Raw genomic sequence first — 23937 nt, forward strand, 5'->3', positions numbered from 1 at the left:
GCTACCGAGACGACGCTGCCATGAAGCTTAACTACCACCATCTTTACTACTTTTGGCAGGTGGCAAAATCGGGCCACCTGACCCGCACGGCCGAGGCGCTGCACGTGTCGCAGTCGTCGCTTTCGCAACAAATTCGTCAGTTGGAGGAGCGCCTGGGCCAGGCGCTGTTCATCCGTGAGGGGCGTCAGCTGCATCTTTCTGAAGCGGGCAGGCTCGCGTTCGACTACGCAGAAGCCATTTTCACCCAAGGCGAGGAGCTTAGCGCACTGTTTGCCGAAGGTGGCCACGCCCACCGCGAGGTGGTGCGTGTAGGTGCCGTCGCCACGCTGTCGCGAAACTTTCAGGAGGGGTTCGTGCGGCCGCTGCTAGGCCGAGACGATCTGGATTTGATATTACAAAGCGGCGGGCTGGACGACCTGCTAAGGCGTTTGTCAGCCCATAAGCTTGATGTCGTGCTCTCGAACCAGCCCGTTCGCGGAGACAGTGAGCATCCTTGGCGCTCACAGCGTTTGGCGCGCCAGCCGGTGAGTTTGATCGCAACACCGCACCTCACGCCACCGCCGGTATTTCCCAGCGCGTTGAACGGGCACGCCTTCATTCTGCCCGGAGTGGAAAACGCCACGCGTCACGCTTTCGATCAGCTATGCGGCCACTACCGCCTCACGCCCAAGATCGCTGCCGAAGTGGACGACATGGCCATGATGCGTCTGCTGGCGCGGGATACCCAGCACATCGCCGTCATGCCGCCGGTCGTCGTGCGCGACGAGCTGCATAACGGTACGCTGAAAGATTACGGCGCACTGCCCGGCGTGTGGGAGGAGTTCTACGCCATTACTATTCAGCGTCGGTTCGAGTCGCCTAGCCTGAAAGCACTGCTTACCCGCACGGGCGAGTCGTTGTTGGATTAGCAGCGATTATCGCTTTTAAACGAAGCCCTTGGGGCCCATCCTATACGTCGACTCTTGCTACCACGGGAATAAATGGAAATGAAAGTCTATCTCCGTCAGCGTGCGGCCCATTTCCTTGAGCTGCTGCGCTCTTTGGTTCAGGAGTCCCAGACACAATCTGGACACAGTGAAAGACCGGTGCATTTTATAGAGGGCTTGCTAGGGAGGAAGCGCAGGGCCTAGAAACGAAAAAAGCCCCTGATTTACAGGGGCTTTTCGAGATAAGTGGCGGAGGGACAGGGATTCGAACCCTGGATAGGCTATTAACCTATGCCGGTTTTCAAGACCGGTGCATTCAACCGCTCTGCCATCCCTCCGGCTTATGGGTGCGTATAATAACAGCTTCCCCTTGTAAGTCAACGCCTTTTGAATAAATTAGTAGAGCCTTAAGCCAACACGGGTAATCACGCCCCCCTCCATTTCACTCACGACCCAATGGATACCGTGCCAGTCCACGTCGTCACCGACGACGGGGTGCCCTCCCACTCTGAGCGAGACGAACTCCGCCAACGTCATCTCCTGCTCGCCGGGGCTCAGGGTCAAGCCGTAGGCTTGGGCGATGTCCTGCATTTGCGCATTGCCATCCAAGGTAAAGGTACCGAAGAAGGCGCGCTCCTGTTTAAGCTTGGCATCACCGTTGAACAGCCGGTTGAGCGCAACGAGGTCTTCCGTGCGACCGATCACGCAGATCACATCGCCCAGCTTCAGCCGGGTGCTGCCTTTGGGATGCAGCATGACGTGATTGCGGAATAGCGCGGAAATTAGTGCGCCCGAGGGAAACCGCAGCAGGCGAATGGGAACGTCTTCCAGGTCTTCGTTTTCGACCACGTACACGAACATCTCGAAGTCGTTATCTGGCAAAATACCCAGCGGGCCTCGACGGTTAGGCGTAGTGCCCGCTGGCACTTCGACTTTCAACCAGCGGGCCATCAGAGTGAGCGAGCCGCCTTGAATCAGCAACGACATCAATACAACCGCGAAGGCCACGTTGAAATAGAGCGAGGCGTTTTCGACACCGCCAATCACCGGGAAGATCGCCAACACGATAGGCACGGCGCCGCGTAGGCCAACCCAAGCAATGAAGAAGGTTTCGCGCCAACGGAATTTAAAGAAGGGTTTGATGGTGATCAGTACGGCCAGCGGGCGGGCAATGAAGATCAACGCCAGCGCGACGAACCCCGCAGGTAGCGCCACTTCCCAAAGCTGGCTAGGGGTTACCAGCAGGCCCAACACCAAGAACAGGCCGATTTGGCTCAGCCATGCCAAGCCGTCGTGCACGGGGAGAATAAAGTTGAGGTGCCGCCCGGGCTGGTTACCAATCATCAAGCCCGCCAGGTAAATGGCCAAGAAGCCGCTCCCCCCCAGCACGCTGGTTAGCCCGAATACGCTAAAGCCAAGCGCCAGCGCCAGCATGGCATAAAGGCCCGGCGCCAAATCCAGCCAGCGGAGCAGCTTGGCGCTCAGCCAGCCGCCACCAATACCCACCGCCAACCCGATACCAAACTGAGAAACGAAGAACAGCAGCGTTTCGGTCACACCGCCAATGTCACCGACCAACAGCTCCACCAGCATGAGAGTCAAGAAAATCGCCATCGGGTCGTTGGTACCCGATTCGATTTCCAGCGTGGCCCCCACCCGTTCGTTTAGGTTCACCCCACGGCCACTCAGCATGGAAAAGACCGCTGCGGCATCGGTGGAACCGACAATGGCCCCCACGAGCAATCCCTGCACCAGGGAGAGATCGAACACCCACATGGCAATGACGCCGACGATAGCGCTCGTAATAAAAACACCCAGGGTGGCGAGAGACAGCGCAGGACGGAAGCCCACCCGGAACGTTTTGAGGCGGGTGCGCAGGCCACCGTCGAGAAGAATCATGGCGAGCGCTAGGTGACCAATGGTAAAGGCCATGGAGTAATCGTCGAACTCGACTCCTAGCAGGCCCTCTTCACCGGCCAACATGCCCAGGCCCAAGAAAATCAGCAGCAGCGGTACGCCCACCATGGATGAGAGGCGGCTCGCCAAGATACTGAGCGTCATCAGGGAACCACCTACAAGGAAGAACGTATAAATTGCGTCCATGTCTCTCCGTCTCTACATCAATGCCGTTCTATTATTGCATGCCACTGCTTAATTTACTGAGCGTGTTCTCTAGGTTTATGCAAGGGGCTAGCCAGGTGCTTTGCCTGACAGCTAAACTCCGCCGTCCTACCATCGGGAGTTGAGGTTATGTTGAACGCTTTTTTGCGTGGACGTTCATTGATAGCACTGTCATTGGCCTTAATTTTATTATTTTCAGTTTCAGCGACTTACGCAAACGAAGAGCGTGAAGCCGATACTCCAGAGGCGCCGCTCAGTCTGGATAGCGACGTGATGCTGCCCGAAGGGCTATGGCCGAGCGATGACGGCCGTGAAGCGGTTGTTCCCGAAGAGGCCCCGAGCATGGCGGTGATGCCACCACCGCCACTCGACCCGCCACCGCTCAAACAGCTCACACTGATGCTGGATTGGTATTTAAGCCCCCAGCATGCGGCACTCATTGTGGCGAAAGAGCGTGGGCTTTTTGCTGCTCAGGGCTTGGATATCGAGCTTTCGACGCCTGCCGACCCGTCCATTGCCATCAAGCTTTTGTCAGCGGGAGAAGTTGATTTAGCGCTGACGCGCCAGCCACTGCTGCACTTGCATGCCCACGAGGGCGCGCCCATCGTGCGCATCGCCACGCTGATCGAGACTCCGCTTAATGCCATCATCGTTGCCGGTGAAGCGCCGCCTCCTGCAGAAACCGAGGACGCCCTCGCCGATCTGCATTACGGTTTTTCTACCCGTGAAGGGCGCGATGTGCTGGTGGAGCGGCTGGTGCCCCGTTCAGTCCGTCAAGTGGACGATTTCGTTGCGCCTGAAAGCGTGCATTTCGATGCCGCCGATGCCCTGCGTTCGAGCAGAGTCGACGCCGTAGCGGATGGTTTTTTCCATACGCTGCCCCAACAGTTAGCGTCCGATGGCATCGTCACGCACACCGTGCGCTACAGCGAGCTCGACATCCCCCGCCATGACGGGCTGATTCTACTGGCCAACAGCGATGCCGTATCTCGCCGAGCCACCACATGGTCGCGAGTACTATTGGCATTGGAAGAAGCCAGCAACTGGATGATCGAGCATCCCAACGAAGCCTGGTCGCTGCTGGTCACGACGCACCCCGTGCTGGACAACCCCATTCATCAAGCAGCCTGGGAAGATTTGCTTCGCCGCGTCACGTTGAGCCCGGCCGCACTCGATGAACGGCGCTATGCGGCGTTTGAGCGCTATTTGCGCAGCGTCGGCGTGACGACCACCGAGCTTCCCGTCTCGCGTTTGGCGGTGAATCCGCATCTGCTGATGGAGCGGTGATCTCCCACTGCAAGACTAGCCTCATCTTCAACACGCTGGAGCAGCATGCACGATACCCCACTAGTGTTTATCGATGTAGAAACCACCGGCACCCGCGCCACCCGTGATCGCATCACCGAAATTGCCGCGCTCAAGGTTGTGGATGGCAATGTCGTCGAGCGGTACGTTAGCTTGATTCATCCCGGCACCAGCGTGCCGGCTCATATTAGCCAGCTCACTGGGATTGAAGACGACATGCTGGCGGATGCGCCAGCTTTTTCCACCATCGCCGCGTCGCTGTTGGAGTGGCTCGGCAGCGCCACGCTGGTCGCTCACAACGCCCGCTTTGATGCCAGCTTTTTACGCAATGAGTTCAAACGCGCGGGCTACACCTACCGGCCAACGCTGATATGCACGCTGCGTCTTTCCCGACGCTTGCACCCCACGCTGTCTGCGCACAACTTGGAGGCGCTGCTGACGCATTTTGACATTTCCCGGGCACGCCAACACCGTGCCGAAGATGACGCCACCGCGCTCTGGGCGCTATGGCAAACTTGGCAGCGCCAGTGTGAGCCTGAACGTTGGCAGGGCGCCCTTGCCGATGAGCAGCGTCACCGTAGCTTGCCTGCCCATCTCGCCAGCGAGCAGCTCGCCGATTTACCCAGCGCTCCCGGCGTGTATCTGTTTTATGGCCATAACCGACTGCCGCTTTACGTGGGCAAAAGCGTCAACCTGCGTAGCCGCGTTTTGGGGCATTTTCAGCGCGACCACCAAGACGATAAAGAGATGCGCCTTGCTCAACAAATCCAGCATATCGAATGGGAGGAGACCGCGGGGGATTTGAGTGCGCAACTGAGGGAGGCCAAGCTCGTCAAAACGTTGATGCCGATCATGAATCGGCAGCTACGCCGCCAAGGGCAGCTGAAAACCTGGTACTGGCCGAGCGATGCCCCCTGCCCCACGCTGGTCAGCGGCAAAGCCCTCAGCCAACCCCAGCCCGGCAAGCTGTTCGGGTTATTCAGAAGCGCCAAAGAAGCCAAAGAGGCGCTGCGTAGCGTCGCCGAAGAGCATCAGCTTTGCCCACGGGTGTTGGGCTTGGAAAAAGGCAACGGCCGCTGCTTTGCGCAACAGCTCGGCAAATGCCGGGGCGCATGCTGCGGGCAGGAGTCGTTGGACGCACACACCCAGCGCGCGCAGCATGCCCTGGCCAAACTGCAGGTGAGCGCATGGCCGTGGCCTGGCCGGATCGTGATCCGCGAGCAAAGTCGTCGCGGCGGCCCCATTGCGCATCATGTGGTCGACCATTGGTGCTACTTGGGCAGCGCCACGACCCGCAGACGCGCCCAGGCGCTAACGGGGGAAGCGCCACAGTTCGATGTGGATACCTATCGTATCCTGACGCGTTTTTTGAACGCGCCAGAACAGCACAAGCTCAGGATTTCGCCGCTATGATTGCGCCGCTATGAAAGCGTCGATGGCTTGCTGAAACGCTTCTGGCTGGTCGGCGTGCAGCCAGTGACCGGCGTTTTTCAGAGTCACCAGCCGCGCTCGCGGTAGCACTTCGCGCAGGGCGGGCAGCATATCGTCGCTCACGTACTGAGACTCTGCCCCGCGCAGCACTAGCGTTGCCCCCTCGAACGAGCCATCTCCATCGGGCTCGCCGATGATGGCCTCGTAGCCGCGCTGAATTTCGTCCAAACCAACCCGCACTTCCATCACTCCTTGCTCATTCCGCACGAGGTTGGTCGCCAGGAACAGCCTGGTCGGCCGCGAGTCCACGTGTTGGGCCAACAAGGCATCTGCGTCACGGCGGTTGGTCGGCTTGCCTTCCCGTACCTGCGCGAGCGCAGCAAAGACATCGTCATGGCCGTGCTGGTACGCCACCGGGGCAATATCGGCCACCATCAGCGACAGGCAGCGCTGCGGCGCTTGGCGGGCCAGCGTCATGGCAACCTTGCCCCCCATGGAGTGGCCCAAAATATGGGCCTGGTCGATGCCCAGCTTATCCAGTGCCGACAGCACGTCCTGGCTCATGGCGTGATAGCTCATGCCTTCGGCGTGTGGAGAGCGGCCGTGGTTGCGCAGGTCGACCGCGATGACTCGGCGCTTTCGTTGCCACACTTTCAGATGCGAGCGCCAGTTGTCGGCACTGCCGAGCAAGCCATGAATCACTACCAGCGGCTGGCTTTCTGCGTCGCCGTCAGCGGGCAGGTCCATCACATAAAGATCCACGGGGGCATGGTCGGTCATGCTACTTCCTTATCGGTTAAGCGGTTCGCGGGGCGGCGTCGGCCTGCCCAGTCCAGACCACCAAGCGGCGAGTCAGCCAAGCTAGCAGTAGACCGTACAGCGGCAGGAAGAACAGCAGGCTAATACCCAGCTTGATGGCGTAATCGACGGCCGCAATTTCTACCCAGTGTTGAGCCATGAACGGGTCAGGACTGTTATAGAAGGCGGTGGCAAAGAAGGCAAACGTATCCGCAAGGTTGCCGAGAATCGTCGAGCACACTGGAGCAACCCACCAGGCCCACTGGCGCAGCCGGTCGAACACCTGCACGTCCAACAGCTGGCCAAGCACGTACGCCAGAAAACTGGCAACGGCAATGCGAGCAACGAAGAGATTCCACTCGCCCAGCGCTTCGATACCGGCGAAGCTGCCACGTGGGAATATCACCGAGACCACGTAAGACACTAGCAAGGCGGGAAACATCACACGCAAGATAATGCTACGGGCTGGCCCCTTACCGAACAGTCGCACCGTCAAGTCAGTGGCGAGAAAGATAAACGGGAAGCTGAATGCGCCCCAAGTGGTGTGGAAACCAAACAGCGTAAAGGGTAGCTGCACCAAGTAGTTACTGGCAGCGATGATGGCAATATGGAAAGCGACCATCACCATGAGACAGCGGCGATGTTGGGCGTCGGTTAAAGCGAACATGTGGATTGGCCTTTTTTTACTAGAGAGAGGGGTTAGGGAACCCTCGGACAAGCGCGGTTAGCGCCACTGGGGCGCGCATTATACGCGTTCCTCACGCTAATGAAAGACGGCGCAGCTTGGGTGCTGCTCCCCGTCACCCAGGCATTGAGTGACGGGGTGGGCATCACGACATCAGCTATCGGTGGGGGTTGCTAGGTCGGCCGCCCCAACGTTGCGCTCGCGCATCGCCGCATGCACATCGTCTAGGCTGGTGGGGTCATCGATGGTGGAGGGAATGCCAAAGGACTTGCCATCGGCGATATTACGCAGCAGCTTGCGAAGTATCTTGCCCGACCGAGTTTTAGGCAGCCGGTTCACGATCAGCACCTGCTTGAAGCAGGCAATGGGGCCAATGTGTTCACGTACGCGCTCGATGAGTTCGGACTCCAGCGTTGCTTCATCGCCGTCGAAGCCATCTTTGGGAATCACCAGCCCTACTGGCAGTTGCCCTTTCAGCTCGTCGTGAATGCCGATCACCGCGCACTCCGCCACGGCAGGATGCGCGCCTACGACTTCCTCCATTTCTCCCGTGGAGAGGCGGTGCCCCGCCACGTTGATCACATCGTCGGTGCGCCCCATGATGAATAGGTAGCCCTCTTCATCGAAGTAGCCGCCGTCGCCGGTCAAGTAATAACCAGGGTAAGCAGCCATATAAGCACTGTGAAAGCGCTGCGGATCTCGCCAGATGCCGACCAAACACCCTGGCGGCAGCGGCTGCTGAATCACGACGCTGCCCTGCTGCATGGCGGCCGCCCGTTCGCCGTCGCGATCCACTATTTGCACGTTGAACCCGGGCACCGGGTATGTGGCAGACCCTGCCTTAGTGGGCGCCGCTTCGATACCCGGCAGATTGGCGGCAATCGGCCAGCCGGTTTCAGTTTGCCACCAGTGGTCGATGACCGGCACATCGAGCAGATCGTCCAGCCAGTGAAAGGTGGGTGGGTCCAGACGCTCCCCCGCCACGTAAAGATGCCGCAGACTGCTAATGTCGTATTTCTCTAGCTGTTTGGCGTCTGGATCCTCTTTTTTAATGGCCCGAAACGCCGTGGGAGCCGTGAAGAAACTCTTCACTTTGTACTCCTCGATCAAACGCCAAAACGCACCAGCATCCGGCGTTTTCACTGGTTTTCCTTCATACACCACGGTGGTGCAGCCACGCAGTAGCGGTGCATAGACGATGTAGGAGTGCCCTACCACCCACCCCACATCCGAGGCGGTGAACATCACATCACCTGGGGCCAAGTCGTAGACGGCTTCCATGGAGTACGCCAGGGCGACCGCATAGCCGCCGGTATCACGCACGACGCCTTTCGGCTTACCGGTCGTGCCTGAGGTATACAGCACGTAAAGTGGATCGGTCGCTTTGACGGAGACACACTCCACGTAAGGGGCATCCGCCACTAGGGTTTGCCAGTCCACATCGCCGGGCTGAAGCTCTGCACGATGCGCCTCGCGTTGATACACCACGCAGGCGTCTGGCTTGAAGCTGCTCAGCGCGATGGCTTTATCGACGATCGGTTTGTAAGGCAACACCTTATCGACCTCAACCCCACAAGATGCGGCGATGACCACCTTGGGCTCGGCATCTTCGATGCGCACCGCCAGCTCATGGGGTGCAAACCCGCCAAACACCACGGAATGCACCGCGCCTAGCCGGGCACAAGCGTACATGGCAATCAGCGCCTCGGGCACCATGGGCATGTAAATGATCACGCGGTCGCCTTTGCTCACCCCCAGCTTGGCAAGCCCACCTGCAAAATGCGCCACCCGATCACGCAGCTCTCGGTAACTGAGCGTTTGCTTGGCATCTGTGACGGGAGAGTCCCAATAGAGCGCAGGCTGATTACCGCGGCCCTGCTCCACATGATAATCGAGGGCGGCGTAGCAGATATTGAGTTCGCCATCGTCAAACCATCGAGCGTGGCGCTGCTCATCGTAAGTAAGAATGGTGCTGGGCGGCGTGTACCAAGGGAGCCGCTTGGCCTGCTCGGCCCAGAACGTGTCGGGATGTTCGATAGAGTGCTGGTACGTACGCTGATAGAGGCTCATGGTGACCTTGTGATTATTGTGTCAGTGATGAAGCATCTTCAAAGCAAAGATGGATTGTTGACACTTTATAAAGTAACCATCCATCTCACCCTCATACTATGGGCGTAAACTCGACCAAAGCCGTATCTAAGCGCCAGCATTGTCAACAACACCAGCGGCATTACCATTGATAGAGCGTTAAACCGGTATTTGGACAAAAACCCCTAAATTACTGATCATTAAACAACCCAATCCTCGCGACGCGACGATGGCTACATAATCTATAACAACGCTGTCATAACAGTGTAGGCAAGGAGAACTTCATGTCTGCTTCTACTAGCGCCGCTGCACGTCTTCTGGAACATAACGGTCACGCCATCGAGGCAGGCACACATTTGCTCAAAGCGCTGGCCAACGAAAAACGGTTACAAATTCTATGCTTGTTGGCGGAAAAAGAGTTGTCGGTGACGCAGATCAACCAGCAACTTTCATTGAGCCAATCGGCACTGTCGCAACATCTCGCGATTTTACGTCGCGACCAGCTGGTCAATACCCGGCGGGAGTCGCAAACCATTTATTACTCCCTAAGTAGCGACAGCGCCAAGGCGATCATTGCCACCCTGGCGCAACACTACGCGGCATAACGCGTCATCATCGTTCGCTTATCGCACTGTTAACGACGCTGCCACCCCGCCGCGTCGATCACACCCAGGGCTTTTACCATGGCATGCTCTACGCCCGCCGAGATCGCCAACCCTACCTTACGGCTGATGGTTTTCGGCGGCTCTAACCTCACACGATACACCTGGGCTTCGGCAATGCGCTCTACCAGGTAAGCCTCACTGGTACCGACGCTATCCACCAGCTTCTGCGCCAAGGCTTCGCTGCCATACCAAATCTCGCCTGTGGCGAGCCTGTCGATGTCTATCTCCGGGCGGTGTTGGGAGACGTAGTCTTTGAACAAGCGGTGGGTGTTTTCCAAGTCATCGATGAATTTCTCCCGCCCCTCTTGGGTGTTTTCCCCCAACACCGTCAGCGTGCGCTTGTATTTACCCGCGGTCAGCAGTTCTACGTCGATGTCGTTTCGCTTGAGCAAGCGATGGATATTGGGGACTTGCGCCACGACACCAATCGAGCCGATGACCGCAAACGGCGCGGCTTTGATGTGGTTGGCGGTACAGGCCATCATATAACCGCCGCTGGCCGCGACTTTATCGATACATACGGTCGTGCTCAGACCTGCCTGACGCAACCGGTCGAGCTGAGCAGCGGCCAGACCATAGGCATGTACCAAGCCGCCTGCCGATTCGAGCCTGACGATGACTTCGTCGTCGGCGCTGGCGATCTCGATGACCGCAGAGACCTCCTGGGCAAACTGCTCCGCTTGCGAGGCTTTGATATCTCCATGGAAATCCAACACCCATACTTTTTGGCGCGCCTGGTCATCACTCTTGCCCTGCCTGGCCGCCTTTTGTCGCGCTTTCTCTTCTTGGCGAAACGCCTTCAGCAGCTTTTTGCGTGCGCCCTGGGCGGTGGTCGTGACGCGAAGCCGGCGATGGCGAGCCCGACGCTGGTCGTTGAGCGACTCGACGTGTAGCTTCAGGCCTTGTTCGCTACTCTCTTTGCTGCGCAAAACGATGAGCAATATCAGCCCGGCGGCTGCCATGATCAGCGTCGTTTGCAGTAGGAATGTGCCCATTTCTGCGAGCCATTCAGCCATCGTCACTCTCCTTTTGCTGTGTTTAAACGTTTAAAACGGTTACTTTTTTGCCACGTCGACAGTCCAAGCCGCACACTTGGTATATCAGGCTTGATTAAAACAAATGTTTGAAATAGTCTCACGTCAGGCATGACCTTTTTGTGACCCACTTAACGCTTAGGAATTATCCCTATGTCATCCACTACGCTCGAAAAGTTGCAGGCCCGCTTTAATCCCGATGCGGCCAAAGGCATGAACGAAGTCTTCCAGTTTCACTTCTCGGATGCGGGCAGTCACTACCTGGACATTCAAGACGGTACGCTGGGTGTGCATGAAGGCGAGCACGACGACCCTTCGGTGAGTCTGAGCATGAGTACGGATACGCTGAAGGGCATCATGAATGGCGACATCAACGGCATGACAGCGTTCATGACCGGTAAACTGAAAGCCACCGGCAACGTCATGCTGGCCACCAAACTGACCAGCCTGTTCCCTAGCGAGTAAGTTATTGTTAATCGCGCCATTTCGCTAGGTGCGTTTCAATCAAGTCCCGAGAAATCGAGAAAGGCGGCGGCAGCGCCGGCAGCTGCCGCGGCGAGAACCATGCCGCATCGCTAATTTCCACGCCATCGATCTTGATTCGCTTGGTGGTGGCTTCGGCAAAAAAGCCAAACATTAAGGAGTGCGGGAAGGGCCACGCCTGGCTATGGTGATACCGTAACTGATCCACATGGACCCCCACCTCTTCGAAAATTTCCCGATGCACGGCCTCCTCGGCCGACTCTCCAGGCTCGATGAAGCCCGCCAGCGTAGAGTAGCGCCCTGGCGGGAAGCGCGGGCTACGCGCCAGCAGCATCGCTTCTCCACTAGTGACTAGCGTAATGATGCACGGGGAAATACGCGGATAGTTGCGATGTCCGCAGGCATGGCAATGCATCGCAAATTCGGCCTCGAGCTTGGTGGCTTTCTCGCCACAGCGGCCGCAAAAGCGGTGATTTTCCAGCCATGCCCCCACTTGCAGAGCCGTCGATAGCAAACTAAACCACGACGCGGGCAGCTCCCCCAGCCACTGTCGCCCATCGATCCAGTCATCCCCAGGCTGACTTTCCACTGACAGTGCGACGGGTTCATCGTGCCAGTAGCACAAAGGCTGCATCTGCTCGGTCCACGGCTGAAACGGCTGCAGCGGTGTCAGCTCGCCCGTCAAAGGAGCAGGCGCAATGTGGCTACGAGACACGCGTATCACGCGTCCTTCTTTGGCATGGTGCGGAATCAGGCGCTTAAGCATCGGCAGCGGTACCGTCTAACGACTCTTGAAACCAGCGCAACTGATGCGCTTCACATTTGGCTTGGTGGGCCGCACGCTCTTCTGAGGTTGGACGAACCACTCTCAACTGCCCAGGCGACAGCGACAGGCGGCTTACCGAGAGGCCCTCGTTCGCCTCGTTTTGCTGGCGCTTGTCACTACCGCTATCGGCATCCAGCGTCAGCGCGGTTTGACCGCCAGTCATCGCCAGATACACGTCGGCCAGTATCTCGGCATCGAGCAGTGCGCCGTGAAGCACCCGATGTCCGTTATCGATATCGTAGCGCTTACACAGCGCATCCAGGTTGTTACGTTGGCCGGGATGCATCTCGCGAGCCATGACCAGCGTATCGAGAATGCGGCAGTGATCGCGCACCGGGCCTAAAGCGGGGGCCTGGCGGCGTTTGTTGAGCATGCCTAGCTCATGGTCGATGAATCCGACATCGAAGGGCGCGTTGTGAATGACCAGTTCGGCGCCTTCGATGAACGCCCAAAACGCATCAGCGATCTCCGCAAAGACCGGCTCGTTGGCGACTTTGGCGTCATCGATACCGTGAACTGCCACCACTTCTGCATCGATATGGCGCTCAGGATTGATGTACTGATGATAGGTACGCCCTGTGAACCGGCGGTTGATCATCTCGACGGCACCAATCTCGACCAAACGGTGGCCGTCTTTGGGGTCAATGCCGGTGGTTTCCGTATCTAAGATGACTTGGCGCATGCCGCACTCCTCTGATGTTCGTCGATGGCTTCGTTGGCCAATTCATCGGCACGCTCGTTGCCTGGGTGGCCGCTATGCCCTTTCACCCAATGCCAATCTACCTGGTGTCGCTGGGTCTCTTCGTGGAGGGTCTTCCACAGCTCGGCATTCTTGACGGGCTGCTTGGCTGCCGTTTTCCAGCCGCGCTTGATCCAGTTATGAATCCACTGTGTAATGCCCTGACGCACGTACTGCGAGTCGGTCCACAGTGCAACGCTGCATGGCTTGTTCAAGGTGCGCAGGGCCATGATGGCTGCCATCAACTCCATACGATTGTTCGTCGTCTCGGCTTCATAGCCTTTCAAGGTCTTTTGGTGGGGGCCGCTTTCCAGCACCACCCCCCAGCCACCCGGGCCCGGATTTCCTCGACAGGCCCCATCGGTATACACCGTTACCTGGGGCAGCCCCTCGGCTGCTTGCTTACTCACGTTCACTTTCCTTTTGTAGACGACGTTGGCTCTGCGGATAACGCCAGGGGGCGTCCGTGCGGGTGACACCCAGTGATGAGGGCGCCACCGGTGCACGCAGGCCAAATTTGACTCGCTGAATCGGGGCATGGCGCTGGCGTCGCTGGGCTTGAATCATATAGCTTTCGCCCAAGGGTACGTTATGCCGCCTGCCCAGCGCCTCCCAACGTTCACCACAGGCGGTGCTCATTGGGCCACGAAAACAGCAGTAGTCTACGCGCTCCACCTCAAAATCGACAAACGCCAGCCAATCCTTGAGACGGTTCGCCGAGCGCCATTGACCGCTCCAAGGAAAGTTCGCCTGCTGCTTGCGCCAGCGCTGTGTAAGCCCGTTCAAGCCAAGGGGGTTGAAGCCAAACAGGACCAGCACCCCATTATCGGCCGTGACACGGGCGGCTTCTTGCAGCGTGTAATGGGCCTCCGGAAGATGTTCCAGCCAATGATGAAGGACCACGGTATCCAAGCAGCGGTCGGGCAGCGCCAATTGATCAGGCGGACAGACCAAGGTGGCACTGCTTTCCGCCAAGGATAGGCTGGGCGCCCAGCGGATGGGGTGGGCGATGGCCGACATATCCATCATCGCTGGCCCCATGCCCATTTCTAAACTGTGACCGCCTTTACGGCCTTCGACCACGGGGCCTAAACAGGCGCGTTGTGTTTCCCAAAGCGCGCGCCCGGCGTCGGTTTGCCAGTAAGCCTGCGCGTTGGTCATGCGCTGGGCCAGGCTGGTGGCCTTTGGCGAATTTGACATAAACGGCGCTTCCCTCCACAGTAACGGCTTTTTAACGTCTTTATGCGTCCGTTTTGGCGCACGACCGTGCATCATAGAACGTTACGCATTTTTAGCATTTAAAGGATCTCGCCCATGATGAGCGTGACACCGATACCCGCCCTAAGCGACAACTATATTTGGCTAATAAGACAGGATACCAGTCAAAGCGTTTGCGTGGTGGACCCCGGTGAGGCAGCGCCTGTCATCGAGTTTCTAGAGCGTGAGTCGCTCACCCTCGACACCATCCTGATCACCCATCATCATCAGGATCACACTGGTGGCTTGGCCACGCTGATCCAACGCTACTCTCCCCGAGTGATCGGACCCGATAACCCCACGATCCAGGGGATCGATGAGCGTGTCGGCGACGGCGATCAGGTACGTATCATGGGTCGCCTGTTCGAGGTCATGGCCACACCGGGCCACACGCTGGATCACATCAGCTATTTTACAGCGGGTATTCCCGCCCTACTGTTCTGCGGCGACACGCTCTTTTGCGCTGGCTGCGGACGCCTTTTCGAAGGCACGCCCGAGCAAATGTTCAGCTCATTGAATCGCTTGGCGGAACTCCCTGAGGATACGCTGGTCTTTGCAGCGCATGAATATACGCAGGCGAACCTCGCGTTTGCACGTGCTGCCGACCCTGAGAATGACGCTGTAACGCACGCGCTGCAGGAGTGTGAGAAAGCGCGGGCACTGGACCGGCCAACGTTACCCAGCACGATAGGACGCGAGCTGACCATCAACCCCTACCTGCGTGTGGGCACCGATAGCGTGCGCCAAGCAGCAGGCACCCAGGGGGATAACCATGATGAACTCGCTACGTTCACCACTCTTCGGGAGTGGAAGAACCGTTTTTAAGAACGCTATCGATTAGACACGAACCCAATTATGACCTATCGAACGATTCGCCAGCGCTTATTACTAAGCGCTGGGAGCACCGTAGTAATGGGCCTTTTTTTGGCCGCGGCAGCAAGCTCGCAAGCCTCTGCTACCGATCCAAACTTGACGTACACCACCGTCAACGACGCCACCACGGATGGCGGCCAACGCAGCGCAACGCGATTTCAGCCTACGGCGCTGCATCACCACTTCTGGGAATCGCTGGTACTGGAGCCCCAGGATGCTTGGAGCTCGCTGCGCGCCAGCTTCCAATGGCAAGAGAAAGACCTGCCTGCCGATGCACAGGCAAGAGTCGATGAATGGATCGAGTATTATCGCTCCAGCCCAGAGAACATCGCGGCCATCACCGAACGGGCCACACCTTGGCTTGCCTGGATTGCCCAACAGGTAAGCGACCGAGGCCTACCGGGTGAGATCGCCTTGATCCCCTTCGTCGAAAGCTCCTTCGACCCTAGCGCGCGCAGCCATCTCGGCGCGGCGGGTCTGTGGCAGTTCATGCCCGGCACCGGCGATGCATTGGGTCTGGTGCGCAACGGTCATTACGATGGCCGCCTCGATGTCGTGACCTCAACGGAAGCAGCGCTGGACTATCTCGAAATGCAGGCCGACGAGTGGTACGAGGGAGATCTCATGCTTTCGCTAGCCGCTTACAATGCGGGCGCAGGGACGGTCAATCGCGCTCAGCGCCAGGCGCAGAGCCAAGGGCTGGCAGGCAAGTATTGGGATCTATCCCTGCCGCATGAAACGATGCAGTACGTGCCCAAGCTCAAAGCGATTGCCACCATCATCAACGAGCCTGAGAAGTACGGCGTCAAACTGCCGGATATCCATCCTGACCCCGCCTTCGCCAAAGTGCAGTTGGAGCAGCCGGTCAGCTTGGCACAAGCATCACAACTGTTGGATGTCAGCCGATCCGCGCTGGCCGAGCTAAACCCTGGACTGCTCAATGGCAGCCTCGACCCACGCAGCGCACAAACGCTTCTGGTGCCTGAGGAAGTGGATACACAGGTGTTAGCTCAGCTTTCGCAATCCAATGACACGGCGCTGGCCTCGACCAGCACCCCGGACGTGCACCGTGTCGAGCGGGGCGATAACCTGTCAACGATTGCCGCACAGTATAATCTCGATCAGCAAGACCTCATCCGTTGGAATGCCATCGAGCGCCCGGAAGCACTTCAGCCGGGACAGCTGCTGTCTCTGTCGGGCCAGTAGCAGAGACGGCAACAATCCGTATTAGGGTGGTATCACGACGAGTCAGGGTTACAACAGGAAGTTTACCGATGGCACGCAGCGTCATGCTTAAGAATACGGTGTTACTGATCAGCGCTCTGCTGCTGAGCTGCTCGCTATGGGCCTCGGACGAGAGGGCCGCCCCCTCCACCGAGGCGCCGGTCGAGACCGTGCATGGGCTATCGCTCTACGATAGCCCGGCGCTGCCTGACGATTTCGCTTACTTCCCCCACGTCAACCCGCAGGCGCCCAAAGGCGGTTCCATCACGCACACTGCCGTGGGCGGCAGCTTCGATTCGACCAACCCCTTCATCATCCGTGGCACACCGGCCACTGGCATTTCGCAAATCTACGACACGCTGATGGCCAGCAACCCCAACGAGCCGTTCAGCCTTTACGGGCTGGTCGCGGAAGGCGTGCGCCTGGACCCCGAGCGGCGCTGGATGGAGTTCGACCTGCGCGAACAGGCACGCTTTCAGGATGGAGAGCCCCTCACAGCGTACGATGTGGTGTTTACTTTCGATCTCCTTCGCGAACAGGGCAATCCGTTCTATGCCAGTTACTATGCAGGCGTCGAAAAAGCCATCGCGCTAAACGAGCATCAGGTGCGCTTCGAGTTTAACGACACCGAGTCTCGCGAGCTGCCACTAATCGTCGCACAGCTACCCATTCTGCCCCGCCATTATTGGGAACCGCGTGATTTTAGCACCCCGACGCTGGCCGCCCATCCCGGCTCTGGCCCTTACCGAATTAGCGAGGTCGACCCGGGACGCCGGATCGTCTATCAGCGTGACGACGACTACTGGGGCAAAGACCTGCCCGTTAACGTCGGGCGTTACAACATCGACCGCGTGGTATATGAATACTACCGGGATCGAGATATCGCCTGGGAGGCCTTCAAAGCGGGGCTAACCGACTTCCGTATCGATGCGCGTGCCGCGACGTGGGCGATTGGTTACGACTTTCCTGCTTACCGAGACGGGCTGATAAAACGCATCACCGTGCCAGACGTCAACCCGTCGATGATGCAGGCGTTCGTGTTCAACCTGCGTAAAGAAAAATTCCAGGATCCCCGCGTGCGGGAAGCCCTAAGCCTGACCTTCGACTTTCCCTGGCTCAATACCAACATTTTCTATGATACCTACGCTCGCACCGAAAGCTTCTTTCAAAATTCCGAAATGGAGGCGGTCGGCAAGCCCTCCGAGGAGGAGCTGGCACTGCTGGAACCTTACCGTGACGAGCTATTGGCGTCGCACCAATCGGATCGACTCTTTACCGCCCCCCTGCCTATCGAACACCCTACCGAGTTGCGTGAGCGCCTTCGACTGGCGTTGGAGCTGCTGCGCGAAGCGGGCTATCGGGTCGAGGATGGCGTGCTGGTGAGCAATGCGGGGCGTCCACTCTCGCTCGAGGTGCTGCTGTACGACGCCGGGCTGGAGCGCGTGGTCCAGCCGATGTTACGCAACATGGCGCGCCTGGGCATTCAGACCTCCATGCGGATCGTCGATATCAACCAGTACCTCAACCGGGTGCGGGATTACGACTACGACATGGTCATCAGCCATTTCCCGCAATCCAACAACCCTGGTAACGAGCAGCGTGATTATTGGACCAGCGCCGCTGCCGAAGCGCCCCAGAGCCGTAACCGTATGGCCCTTTCCCACCCTGCCGTGGATGCGCTGGTGGAAGACCTTATCCGCGCGGATGACCGGGAGTCGCTGGATACTGCAACGCGCGCCCTTGACCGCGTGCTGCGCTGGGGCTTTTATGTCATTCCACACTACCACTCTGGCGAGACACGTATCGCCGTGTGGGATAAATTTGGCTACCCCGAGCCTTTTCCTGACTACGCCATGGACCTCGATGCGTGGTGGGTAGATACCGAACGCGAAGCAGCACTGCAGCAACGTCTCCGCCGTCGTTAGGGAATCGCGCGGTTGGACGCTTGGCATGAACGCTGATATCGATCGCTGACAACCATTACTGACAACCACTGCTCGTTGTCATCCTTTCGTGGAGTGCGCTGTGGCACGTTACACCTTACGCCGACTGCTACTGATGATTCCGACGCTGCTCGGCATCATGCTGCTCAACTTCATGATTGTCCAAGCCGCCCCAGGCGGGCCGATCGATCAAATGCTGGCGCGCTTCGAAGGTGCCAACGCCATGGCCAGCACGCGGCTGGACATGGGCGGTGCGGATGTCCAGGTCAATGATGACTCGCGAGGCGCACGGGGCATCGATCCACGCTTCATCGAGCAGCTAGAGCAGCAGTTTGGTTTCGATAAACCCGCCCACGAACGCTTCATCGGTATGATGGCTGACTACCTAACCTTCGATTTTGGCACCAGCTTCTTTCGTGATAGACCGGTGATCGAGCTCATGATCGAGCGTCTGCCCGTCTCGGTTTCTCTCGGCCTGTGGACCACCTTACTGGTCTATCTGATTTCCATTCCTTTGGGCATCCGCAAAGCCCTGCGCCACGGCTCACGGTTCGACGTCTGGACATCTGGACTGGTGATCGTGGGCTACGCCATCCCCGGCTTCCTATTCGCCATTCTACTGATCGTCCTATTTGCCGGGGGCACCTACTTGGACTGGTTCCCGCTGCGCGGGCTGACCTCGCCCGACTTTGCCGAGCTCTCTACCTGGGGAAAGGTAAAGGACTACTTTTGGCATATCACCCTTCCCGTCATCGCGGCCTCGATTGGCAGCTTTGCCACGCTGACGATGCTAACCAAAAACAGCTTTCTTGACGAAATACACAAACAGTATGTGCTGACCGCCCGCGCCAAGGGCGCCGATGAGCAGCGCGTGTTATACGGCCACGTGTTCCGCAACGCCATGCTGATCATCATCGCGGGGCTGCCTTCTGCCATGATTGGTATTTTCTTCACCGGCGCGCTGCTGATCGAGGTGATTTTCTCACTGGATGGCCTGGGCCTGCTGGGCTTTGAAGCAGTCATGCAACGCGACTATCCGGTCATTTTCGGCACGCTCTTCCTCTACACCGTGATCGGCCTTTTGCTCAAGCTGGTATCGGATTTGACCTACGTCTGGGTCGACCCACGTATCGATTTTGCGTCGAGGGAGTCTTGATATGCACGCGATCACTTCACGCCTTTCGCCCATCACGCGGCGCCGCCTCGCCGCGTTTCGAGACAATCGCCGCGCTCGCGTCTCTTTGTGGCTGTTCGGCGTTTTGTTTCTCGTTAGCCTCTTTGCCGAGCTGATTGCCAACGATAAACCTATCGTCATGCAGTATGATGGCCAGTGGTACGTGCCGCTGTTAGTGGAGTATCCAGAAACGGAGTTTGGCGGCTTTCTACCGACCCGCACCGATTACCTGGACCCCTTCATTCAGCAGCAAATTAGCGAACACGGCTGGGCACTGTGGCCCATCATTCCGTTCTCTTATCAAACCTTAGACATGCAGATGACGCGGCCTTCACCAGCGCCGCCCGACCATCGCCACTGGCTGGGTACCGATGATCAAGGCCGCGACGTGCTAGCCCGAGTGATCTATGGTTTCAGACTTTCCGTCGCGTTTGCATTGGTATTGACGGCAGGATCGTTGGTGATTGGTGTCTTCGCGGGAGGTGTGCAGGGCTATTTTGGCGGCAAAGTTGACTTGATCGGCCAGCGGATCACCGAAATATGGTCTGGCCTGCCGGTACTGTTTTTGTTGATCATTCTGGCGAGCTTCGTGCAGCCGGGCTTTTGGTGGTTGTTAGGCATCATGCTGCTCTTTTCCTGGCTGGGGCTCGTGGATATCGTGCGCGCCGAATTTCTGCGCGCCCGTAACTTGGAGTACGTTCGCGCCGCCAAAGCCATGGGCCTGCCCTCTCGATTGATCATGTGGCGACACGTGTTACCCAACGCCATGGTGGCCACATTGACGTTCATTCCGTTCATTTTTACCGGCGCGATTGGCACCCTGACGGCGCTGGACTTTCTAGGCTTCGGCCTGCCACCGGGGTCACCGTCGCTAGGCGAGCTAGCGGCTCAAGGCAAGAATAACCTGCATGCTCCTTGGTTGGGGATTACCGCTTTCATGACCTTGGCCATCATGCTGTCTCTGCTGGTATTCATCGGCGAAGGACTACGCGACGCCTTCGACCCGCGCCACGTCAAGCAGCGCTCTACCACTGCCCAGGAAGCCACCCATGTCTGACTCCACTGCCAAACCGCTCCTCCAGCTCGATGAGCTAACGGTGGCCTTCGACGGCAAAACCGTCGTAGACCGCCTATCGCTCTCAGTGAGGGCGGGTGAAACGCTGGCCATCGTAGGAGAATCTGGCTCGGGCAAATCGGTTTCTGCGCTGGGGGCCATCGATCTATTGCCCAGCAATGCACAGGTGCGCGGCCAACGCTGGCTGGAAGGTCGCGACCTCTCCACGCTGGGCAAACGTGATTGGAACGGCATTCGCGGCAACCGGGTGGGCTTCATTTTTCAAGAGCCCATGACATCGCTCAACCCGCTGCATCGCATCGGCAAACAAATTGGCGAAACTCTTCGATTGCATCAAGGCTTGACCGGGCAAGCGGCGCGGCAGAGAGCCAAAACGCTTTTGGAACAAGTCAAACTCCCTCGCTCCGAGGAGTTGCTGGATGCATGGCCCCATCAACTGTCTGGCGGTCAGCGCCAGCGAGTGATGATCGCCATGGCCATTGCCAACAACCCCGCCCTATTGATTGCCGATGAGCCTACCACGGCACTTGATGTCACCGTGCAGCAAGACATTCTTGCGCTCTTGAAAGAGCTGCGCGACCACCATGGCATGGGGGTACTGCTGATCAGCCACGACCTGAATCTCGTCCGCCGCCATGCCGACCGTGTCTGCGTGATGTACCAAGGCAAGGTGCAGGAAGTCGGCAGCGTTGCCCAGGTGTTCAGCCAGCCACAAAGCGACTACACCAAAGCGCTGATTGCCGCCGAGCCCGAAGGCCGACCCGCAGAACCTGCGAATACGATGCCCTTGTTGACCACACGGCAGCTTCGCGTGAGCTTCCCACGGCCCAAAACGCGACTGTTTCAACGTCAACCGCCTGCCTTTGACGCGTTGAAGGCCACTGATCTGACCATTGCACCGGGTGAAACGCTAGGCATCGTCGGAGAGTCCGGGTCCGGCAAAACGACCCTTGCCTCCGCCATCATGCGTTTGGTGGCAAGCCAGGGCGACGCGCAGCTGGGCGATACGCCATTGAGTCAGCTCTCTGGCGATGCGCTTCGACGTCAGCGCCACCGTTTTCAAATGGTGTTTCAGGACCCTTATGGCGCTCTCTCGCCGCGTATGCCGGTGTTCGATATCGTCAGTGAGGGGCTACGCTTTCACTTCCCCGCTTTAGACGAGACAGACATCGCTGAACGCGTACACCGCACCCTGCGCGAAGTAGGCTTACCGGAGAGCTGCGTGGCTCGCTACCCCCACGAGTTTTCTGGCGGACAGCGCCAGCGCATTGCCGTGGCGCGGGCAATTATTTTGGAGCCAGAGCTGCTGGTACTTGATGAGCCCACCTCTGCCCTTGACCGCACCGTGCAAAAGCAGTTGGTGATCTTGCTGCGAGAGCTACAGGCACGCCGCCAGCTTAGCTATCTGTTTATCAGCCACGATCTTGCCGTTGTGCGCGCCATGGCTCACCGCATCATGGTGCTCAAAGATGGCGACGTGGTAGAGCAAGGCAACTGCCTTGAAGTGCTCGTCGCTCCCCAGCATGCCTACACTAAAGCGCTGATCGAAGCCGCACATCTGCACTAGGTTTCTGCCTCACTTACTTTCGATTGGATCAATGACTCGGGTGGGCAAATCGGAAGTGATAAATATAAGATAACGGTATAAAATTATGGCCTACTTCGCTACAAAAACGCCGCCATGGATATAGCGTCCATGGCGGCGTATTGAGGGTCATCAGCGCTTAAAAGCTGGCTATCTCTTCTGCCGTCAGCTCCCGCCACTCACCTGGGGCCAAATCATCAGGCAGTACCACATCGCCAATCGAGCGGCGGTGCAACGCATTCACGTGGTTGCCTAAAGCAGCGAACATGCGTTTCACCTGATGGTAACGCCCTTCCGTAATGGTCAGCTCTGCCTGCTGTGGGGTCACAAATCGCAGCGTGGCAGGCTGTGTCGGCGTTTCTTCACCGTCCAAGAGTATGCCTTGCGCGACTTGATCTACCGCCCACTGTGCGGCCTCACCTTCCATCGGCTCGGCCAACTCCGCTATGTAGACTTTGGCACAGCGGTGGCGTGGCGAGGTCACTCGGTGAGACCACTGGCCGTCATCGGTCAGTAGTAACAGGCCGGTAGTATCCACATCTAAACGCCCTACGGGCTGCAGCCGCTCCACTTTCGGTAAGTCGATAATGTCAATGACTCGTGGGTAGAGCCCCCGACGAGCAGTACACTCCACGTCTACCGGTTTATGCATCATCACGTAGCGAAGTCCCACTAAGGCGAGCCGTTCGCCATTGAGTTTCACTTCGTCATTCCCGGTATCTACCTGGGTGGCCGCCTGTTTGATAGGCTCACCGTTGAGCGTCACTTCTCCGTTTTTAAGCGCACGTTTTGCTAGGCTGCGGGTTAACGGCGTGGTTTCACTTAGAAAACGATCAAGGCGCATTATTGCCCCACTCCTGGCAGCAACGAAAAGCGGTCGGCATCTTGCCAGGCAGGAAATTTGTCACGAAAGGCATCGAGTTCCGTTTTATCTAACGTCCCCGTTTCAATAAACGGAGTATGGGCGGGATGGTCGATCAGCGGTTCCCCTTTGAAATCGACCAGCATGGAGTCGCCGCTATAGGCCAGCCCCTTGGCATCTTCACCCACGCGGTTAACGCCCACCACGTAAGCGAGGTTTTCCACCGCGCGCGCCTGTAGCAACGTACGCCACGGATGCCGCCGAGGAGCGGGCCAATTAGCCACGCACAAGATGGCATCATACTCGAAATGCTCTCCTTCTGCTGGCTGCTGGCGCATCCAAACGGGAAAACGCAGGTCATAACACACACTTAACTGAAGCTTGAATCCGTTGAGTTCGACGATGTGACGCTGCTTGCCCATGCCATAGCGTTCGTGCTCACCAGCCATGCGGAACAGATGGCGCTTGTCGTAGTAGCTTACATTCCCAGTGGGAGTTGCCCACACCATACGGTTGAAATATTGGCCATCATCCACAACGGCGACGCTGCCAGTCATGACGCATCCTCTTGCCTTCGCTTGAGCCTGCAGCCAAGCCACGCTCTGGCTGTCCGCCATGGGCTGCGCCATTTCTCTGGAGTTCATCGTAAAGCCAGTGGCGAACATCTCGGGCAGCACGATCACGTCCGTATCACGGCTATCCAGTTCACCGAGCAGCGCCTCTAAATGTGTGTGGTTGGCTTGCGGATCCTCCCAGCGTAAATCGCACTGCACTAGGCTGGTTTTCAATTGGCTCATGCCGCGTCTCCTTTGCATCGGTGTGTTTGTAAATTGTGTGCTAGAT

21 protein-coding genes, 1 tRNA gene and 1 pseudogene are annotated in these 23937 nt (G+C 58.1%); 11 read left to right on the forward strand and 12 right to left on the reverse strand.

All coding sequences use genetic code 11. The features are described from left to right. The first annotated feature begins 20 nt into the window (after positions 1 to 20). Positions 21 to 908, forward strand: coding sequence for a LysR substrate-binding domain-containing protein (locus NH398_RS03135; RefSeq protein ID WP_159342153.1), 888 nt, complete (start codon positions 21 to 23; stop codon positions 906 to 908). Between the two features lie 265 nt (positions 909 to 1173). Here the strand turns inward: NH398_RS03135 and NH398_RS03140 are convergent. Together NH398_RS03140 and NH398_RS03145 are read right to left on the reverse strand one after the other, a co-directional pair. Then, positions 1174 to 1264, reverse strand: a tRNA-Ser gene (locus NH398_RS03140). A 58-nt stretch (positions 1265 to 1322) separates the two neighbouring features. Next, positions 1323 to 3029 (reverse strand): potassium/proton antiporter, encoded by a 1707-nt coding sequence (locus tag NH398_RS03145; RefSeq protein ID WP_159342091.1) that lies wholly within the window; start codon positions 3027 to 3029, stop codon positions 1323 to 1325. A 147-nt stretch (positions 3030 to 3176) separates the two neighbouring features. On the opposite strand from NH398_RS03145, the gene NH398_RS03150 reads away from it, so the two are divergent. Together NH398_RS03150 and NH398_RS03155 are read left to right on the forward strand one after the other, a co-directional pair. Continuing rightward, the gene (locus NH398_RS03150) at positions 3177 to 4334 is read left to right on the forward strand and encodes an ABC transporter substrate-binding protein (protein WP_253016416.1); all 1158 of its coding nucleotides are present in this window, start codon (positions 3177 to 3179) and stop codon (positions 4332 to 4334) included. 45 nt (positions 4335 to 4379) lie between these two features. Beyond that, positions 4380 to 5765, forward strand: a complete 1386-nt coding sequence (locus NH398_RS03155) for a 3'-5' exonuclease family protein (RefSeq protein WP_253016417.1) — start codon at positions 4380 to 4382, stop codon at positions 5763 to 5765. On the opposite strand, the gene NH398_RS03160 is transcribed toward NH398_RS03155, so the two are convergent. The 3 genes and pseudogenes from NH398_RS03160 to NH398_RS03170 all read right to left on the reverse strand — a co-directional run. Then, positions 5760 to 6563 (reverse strand): alpha/beta fold hydrolase, encoded by an 804-nt coding sequence (locus tag NH398_RS03160; protein WP_253016419.1) that lies wholly within the window; start codon positions 6561 to 6563, stop codon positions 5760 to 5762. The genes NH398_RS03155 and NH398_RS03160 overlap by 6 nt on opposite strands. A 16-nt stretch (positions 6564 to 6579) precedes the next feature. Beyond that, positions 6580 to 7248 carry a 7-cyano-7-deazaguanine/7-aminomethyl-7-deazaguanine transporter gene (locus tag NH398_RS03165; RefSeq protein ID WP_159342087.1) on the reverse strand — a complete coding sequence of 223 codons (669 nt, stop codon included), beginning with the start codon at positions 7246 to 7248 and terminating at the stop codon, positions 6580 to 6582. Positions 7249 to 7419: 171 nt separating this feature from the next. Further along, a pseudogene (locus NH398_RS03170) lies at positions 7420 to 9342 on the reverse strand (propionyl-CoA synthetase); the annotation flags it as partial. 296 nt (positions 9343 to 9638) lie between these two features. On the opposite strand from NH398_RS03170, the gene NH398_RS03175 reads away from it, so the two are divergent. Next, positions 9639 to 9959, forward strand: a complete 321-nt coding sequence (locus NH398_RS03175) for a metalloregulator ArsR/SmtB family transcription factor (protein WP_159342085.1) — start codon at positions 9639 to 9641, stop codon at positions 9957 to 9959. A 29-nt stretch (positions 9960 to 9988) separates the two neighbouring features. Here the strand turns inward: NH398_RS03175 and sohB are convergent, their stop codons facing one another. After that, a complete protein-coding gene (sohB, locus tag NH398_RS03180) occupies positions 9989 to 11035 on the reverse strand; it encodes a protease SohB (protein WP_253016421.1) in 1047 nt (348 codons plus the stop codon). A 171-nt stretch (positions 11036 to 11206) separates the two neighbouring features. Between sohB and NH398_RS03185 the strand changes: the two genes are divergently transcribed. Beyond that, positions 11207 to 11518, forward strand: coding sequence for an SCP2 sterol-binding domain-containing protein (locus tag NH398_RS03185; RefSeq protein ID WP_159342083.1), 312 nt, complete (start codon positions 11207 to 11209; stop codon positions 11516 to 11518). 7 nt (positions 11519 to 11525) lie between these two features. On the opposite strand, the gene nudC is transcribed toward NH398_RS03185, so the two are convergent. The 4 genes from nudC to NH398_RS03205 are packed head-to-tail and all read right to left on the reverse strand — an operon-like array spanning position 11526 to position 14301. After that, positions 11526 to 12302, reverse strand: a complete 777-nt coding sequence (gene nudC, locus NH398_RS03190) for an NAD(+) diphosphatase (RefSeq protein WP_253016423.1) — start codon at positions 12300 to 12302, stop codon at positions 11526 to 11528. Continuing rightward, complete coding sequence (dnaQ, locus tag NH398_RS03195; protein ID WP_159342081.1) at positions 12295 to 13044, reverse strand: DNA polymerase III subunit epsilon; 750 nt, start codon at positions 13042 to 13044, stop codon at positions 12295 to 12297. Before dnaQ ends, nudC begins: the two co-directional genes overlap by 8 nt. Then, on the reverse strand, positions 13026 to 13511 hold the full coding sequence (rnhA, locus tag NH398_RS03200; RefSeq protein WP_253016425.1) for a ribonuclease HI: 486 nt from the start codon (positions 13509 to 13511) through the stop codon (positions 13026 to 13028). Before rnhA ends, dnaQ begins: the two co-directional genes overlap by 19 nt. Beyond that, positions 13504 to 14301 carry a methyltransferase domain-containing protein gene (locus NH398_RS03205; protein WP_253016427.1) on the reverse strand — a complete coding sequence of 266 codons (798 nt, stop codon included), beginning with the start codon at positions 14299 to 14301 and terminating at the stop codon, positions 13504 to 13506. Before NH398_RS03205 ends, rnhA begins: the two co-directional genes overlap by 8 nt. Before the next feature lie 114 nt (positions 14302 to 14415). Here NH398_RS03205 and gloB point away from each other — a divergent pair, with 114 nt between their 5' ends. From gloB to NH398_RS03235, 6 genes are all read left to right on the forward strand, one after another. Further along, a complete protein-coding gene (gloB, locus tag NH398_RS03210) occupies positions 14416 to 15183 on the forward strand; it encodes a hydroxyacylglutathione hydrolase (protein WP_253016429.1) in 768 nt (255 codons plus the stop codon). 30 nt (positions 15184 to 15213) lie between these two features. Further along, complete coding sequence (locus NH398_RS03215; protein WP_253016431.1) at positions 15214 to 16437, forward strand: transglycosylase SLT domain-containing protein; 1224 nt, start codon at positions 15214 to 15216, stop codon at positions 16435 to 16437. A gap of 68 nt (positions 16438 to 16505) precedes the next feature. Beyond that, on the forward strand, positions 16506 to 18380 hold the full coding sequence (locus NH398_RS03220; protein ID WP_253016433.1) for an extracellular solute-binding protein: 1875 nt from the start codon (positions 16506 to 16508) through the stop codon (positions 18378 to 18380). A 100-nt stretch (positions 18381 to 18480) separates the two neighbouring features. Beyond that, the gene (locus NH398_RS03225; protein WP_159342076.1) at positions 18481 to 19554 is read left to right on the forward strand and encodes a microcin C ABC transporter permease YejB; all 1074 of its coding nucleotides are present in this window, start codon (positions 18481 to 18483) and stop codon (positions 19552 to 19554) included. Between the two features lies 1 nt (position 19555). Continuing rightward, positions 19556 to 20629, forward strand: a complete 1074-nt coding sequence (locus NH398_RS03230) for an ABC transporter permease (protein ID WP_253016435.1) — start codon at positions 19556 to 19558, stop codon at positions 20627 to 20629. Beyond that, the gene (locus NH398_RS03235; RefSeq protein ID WP_253016437.1) at positions 20622 to 22214 is read left to right on the forward strand and encodes a dipeptide ABC transporter ATP-binding protein; all 1593 of its coding nucleotides are present in this window, start codon (positions 20622 to 20624) and stop codon (positions 22212 to 22214) included. The genes NH398_RS03230 and NH398_RS03235 overlap by 8 nt, the downstream gene beginning before the upstream one ends. A gap of 157 nt (positions 22215 to 22371) precedes the next feature. Here the strand turns inward: NH398_RS03235 and NH398_RS03240 are convergent, their stop codons facing one another. Both NH398_RS03240 and NH398_RS03245 read right to left on the reverse strand, forming a co-directional pair. After that, positions 22372 to 23076 (reverse strand): pseudouridine synthase, encoded by a 705-nt coding sequence (locus tag NH398_RS03240; RefSeq protein ID WP_159342073.1) that lies wholly within the window; start codon positions 23074 to 23076, stop codon positions 22372 to 22374. After that, positions 23076 to 23891, reverse strand: a complete 816-nt coding sequence (locus tag NH398_RS03245; protein ID WP_159342072.1) for an amidohydrolase — start codon at positions 23889 to 23891, stop codon at positions 23076 to 23078. Before NH398_RS03245 ends, NH398_RS03240 begins: the two co-directional genes overlap by 1 nt. Positions 23892 to 23937 lie beyond the last annotated feature (46 nt).

The organism is Halomonas sp. CnH100-B, assembly GCF_024124605.1.
GTDB lineage: Bacteria > Pseudomonadota > Gammaproteobacteria > Pseudomonadales > Halomonadaceae > Vreelandella.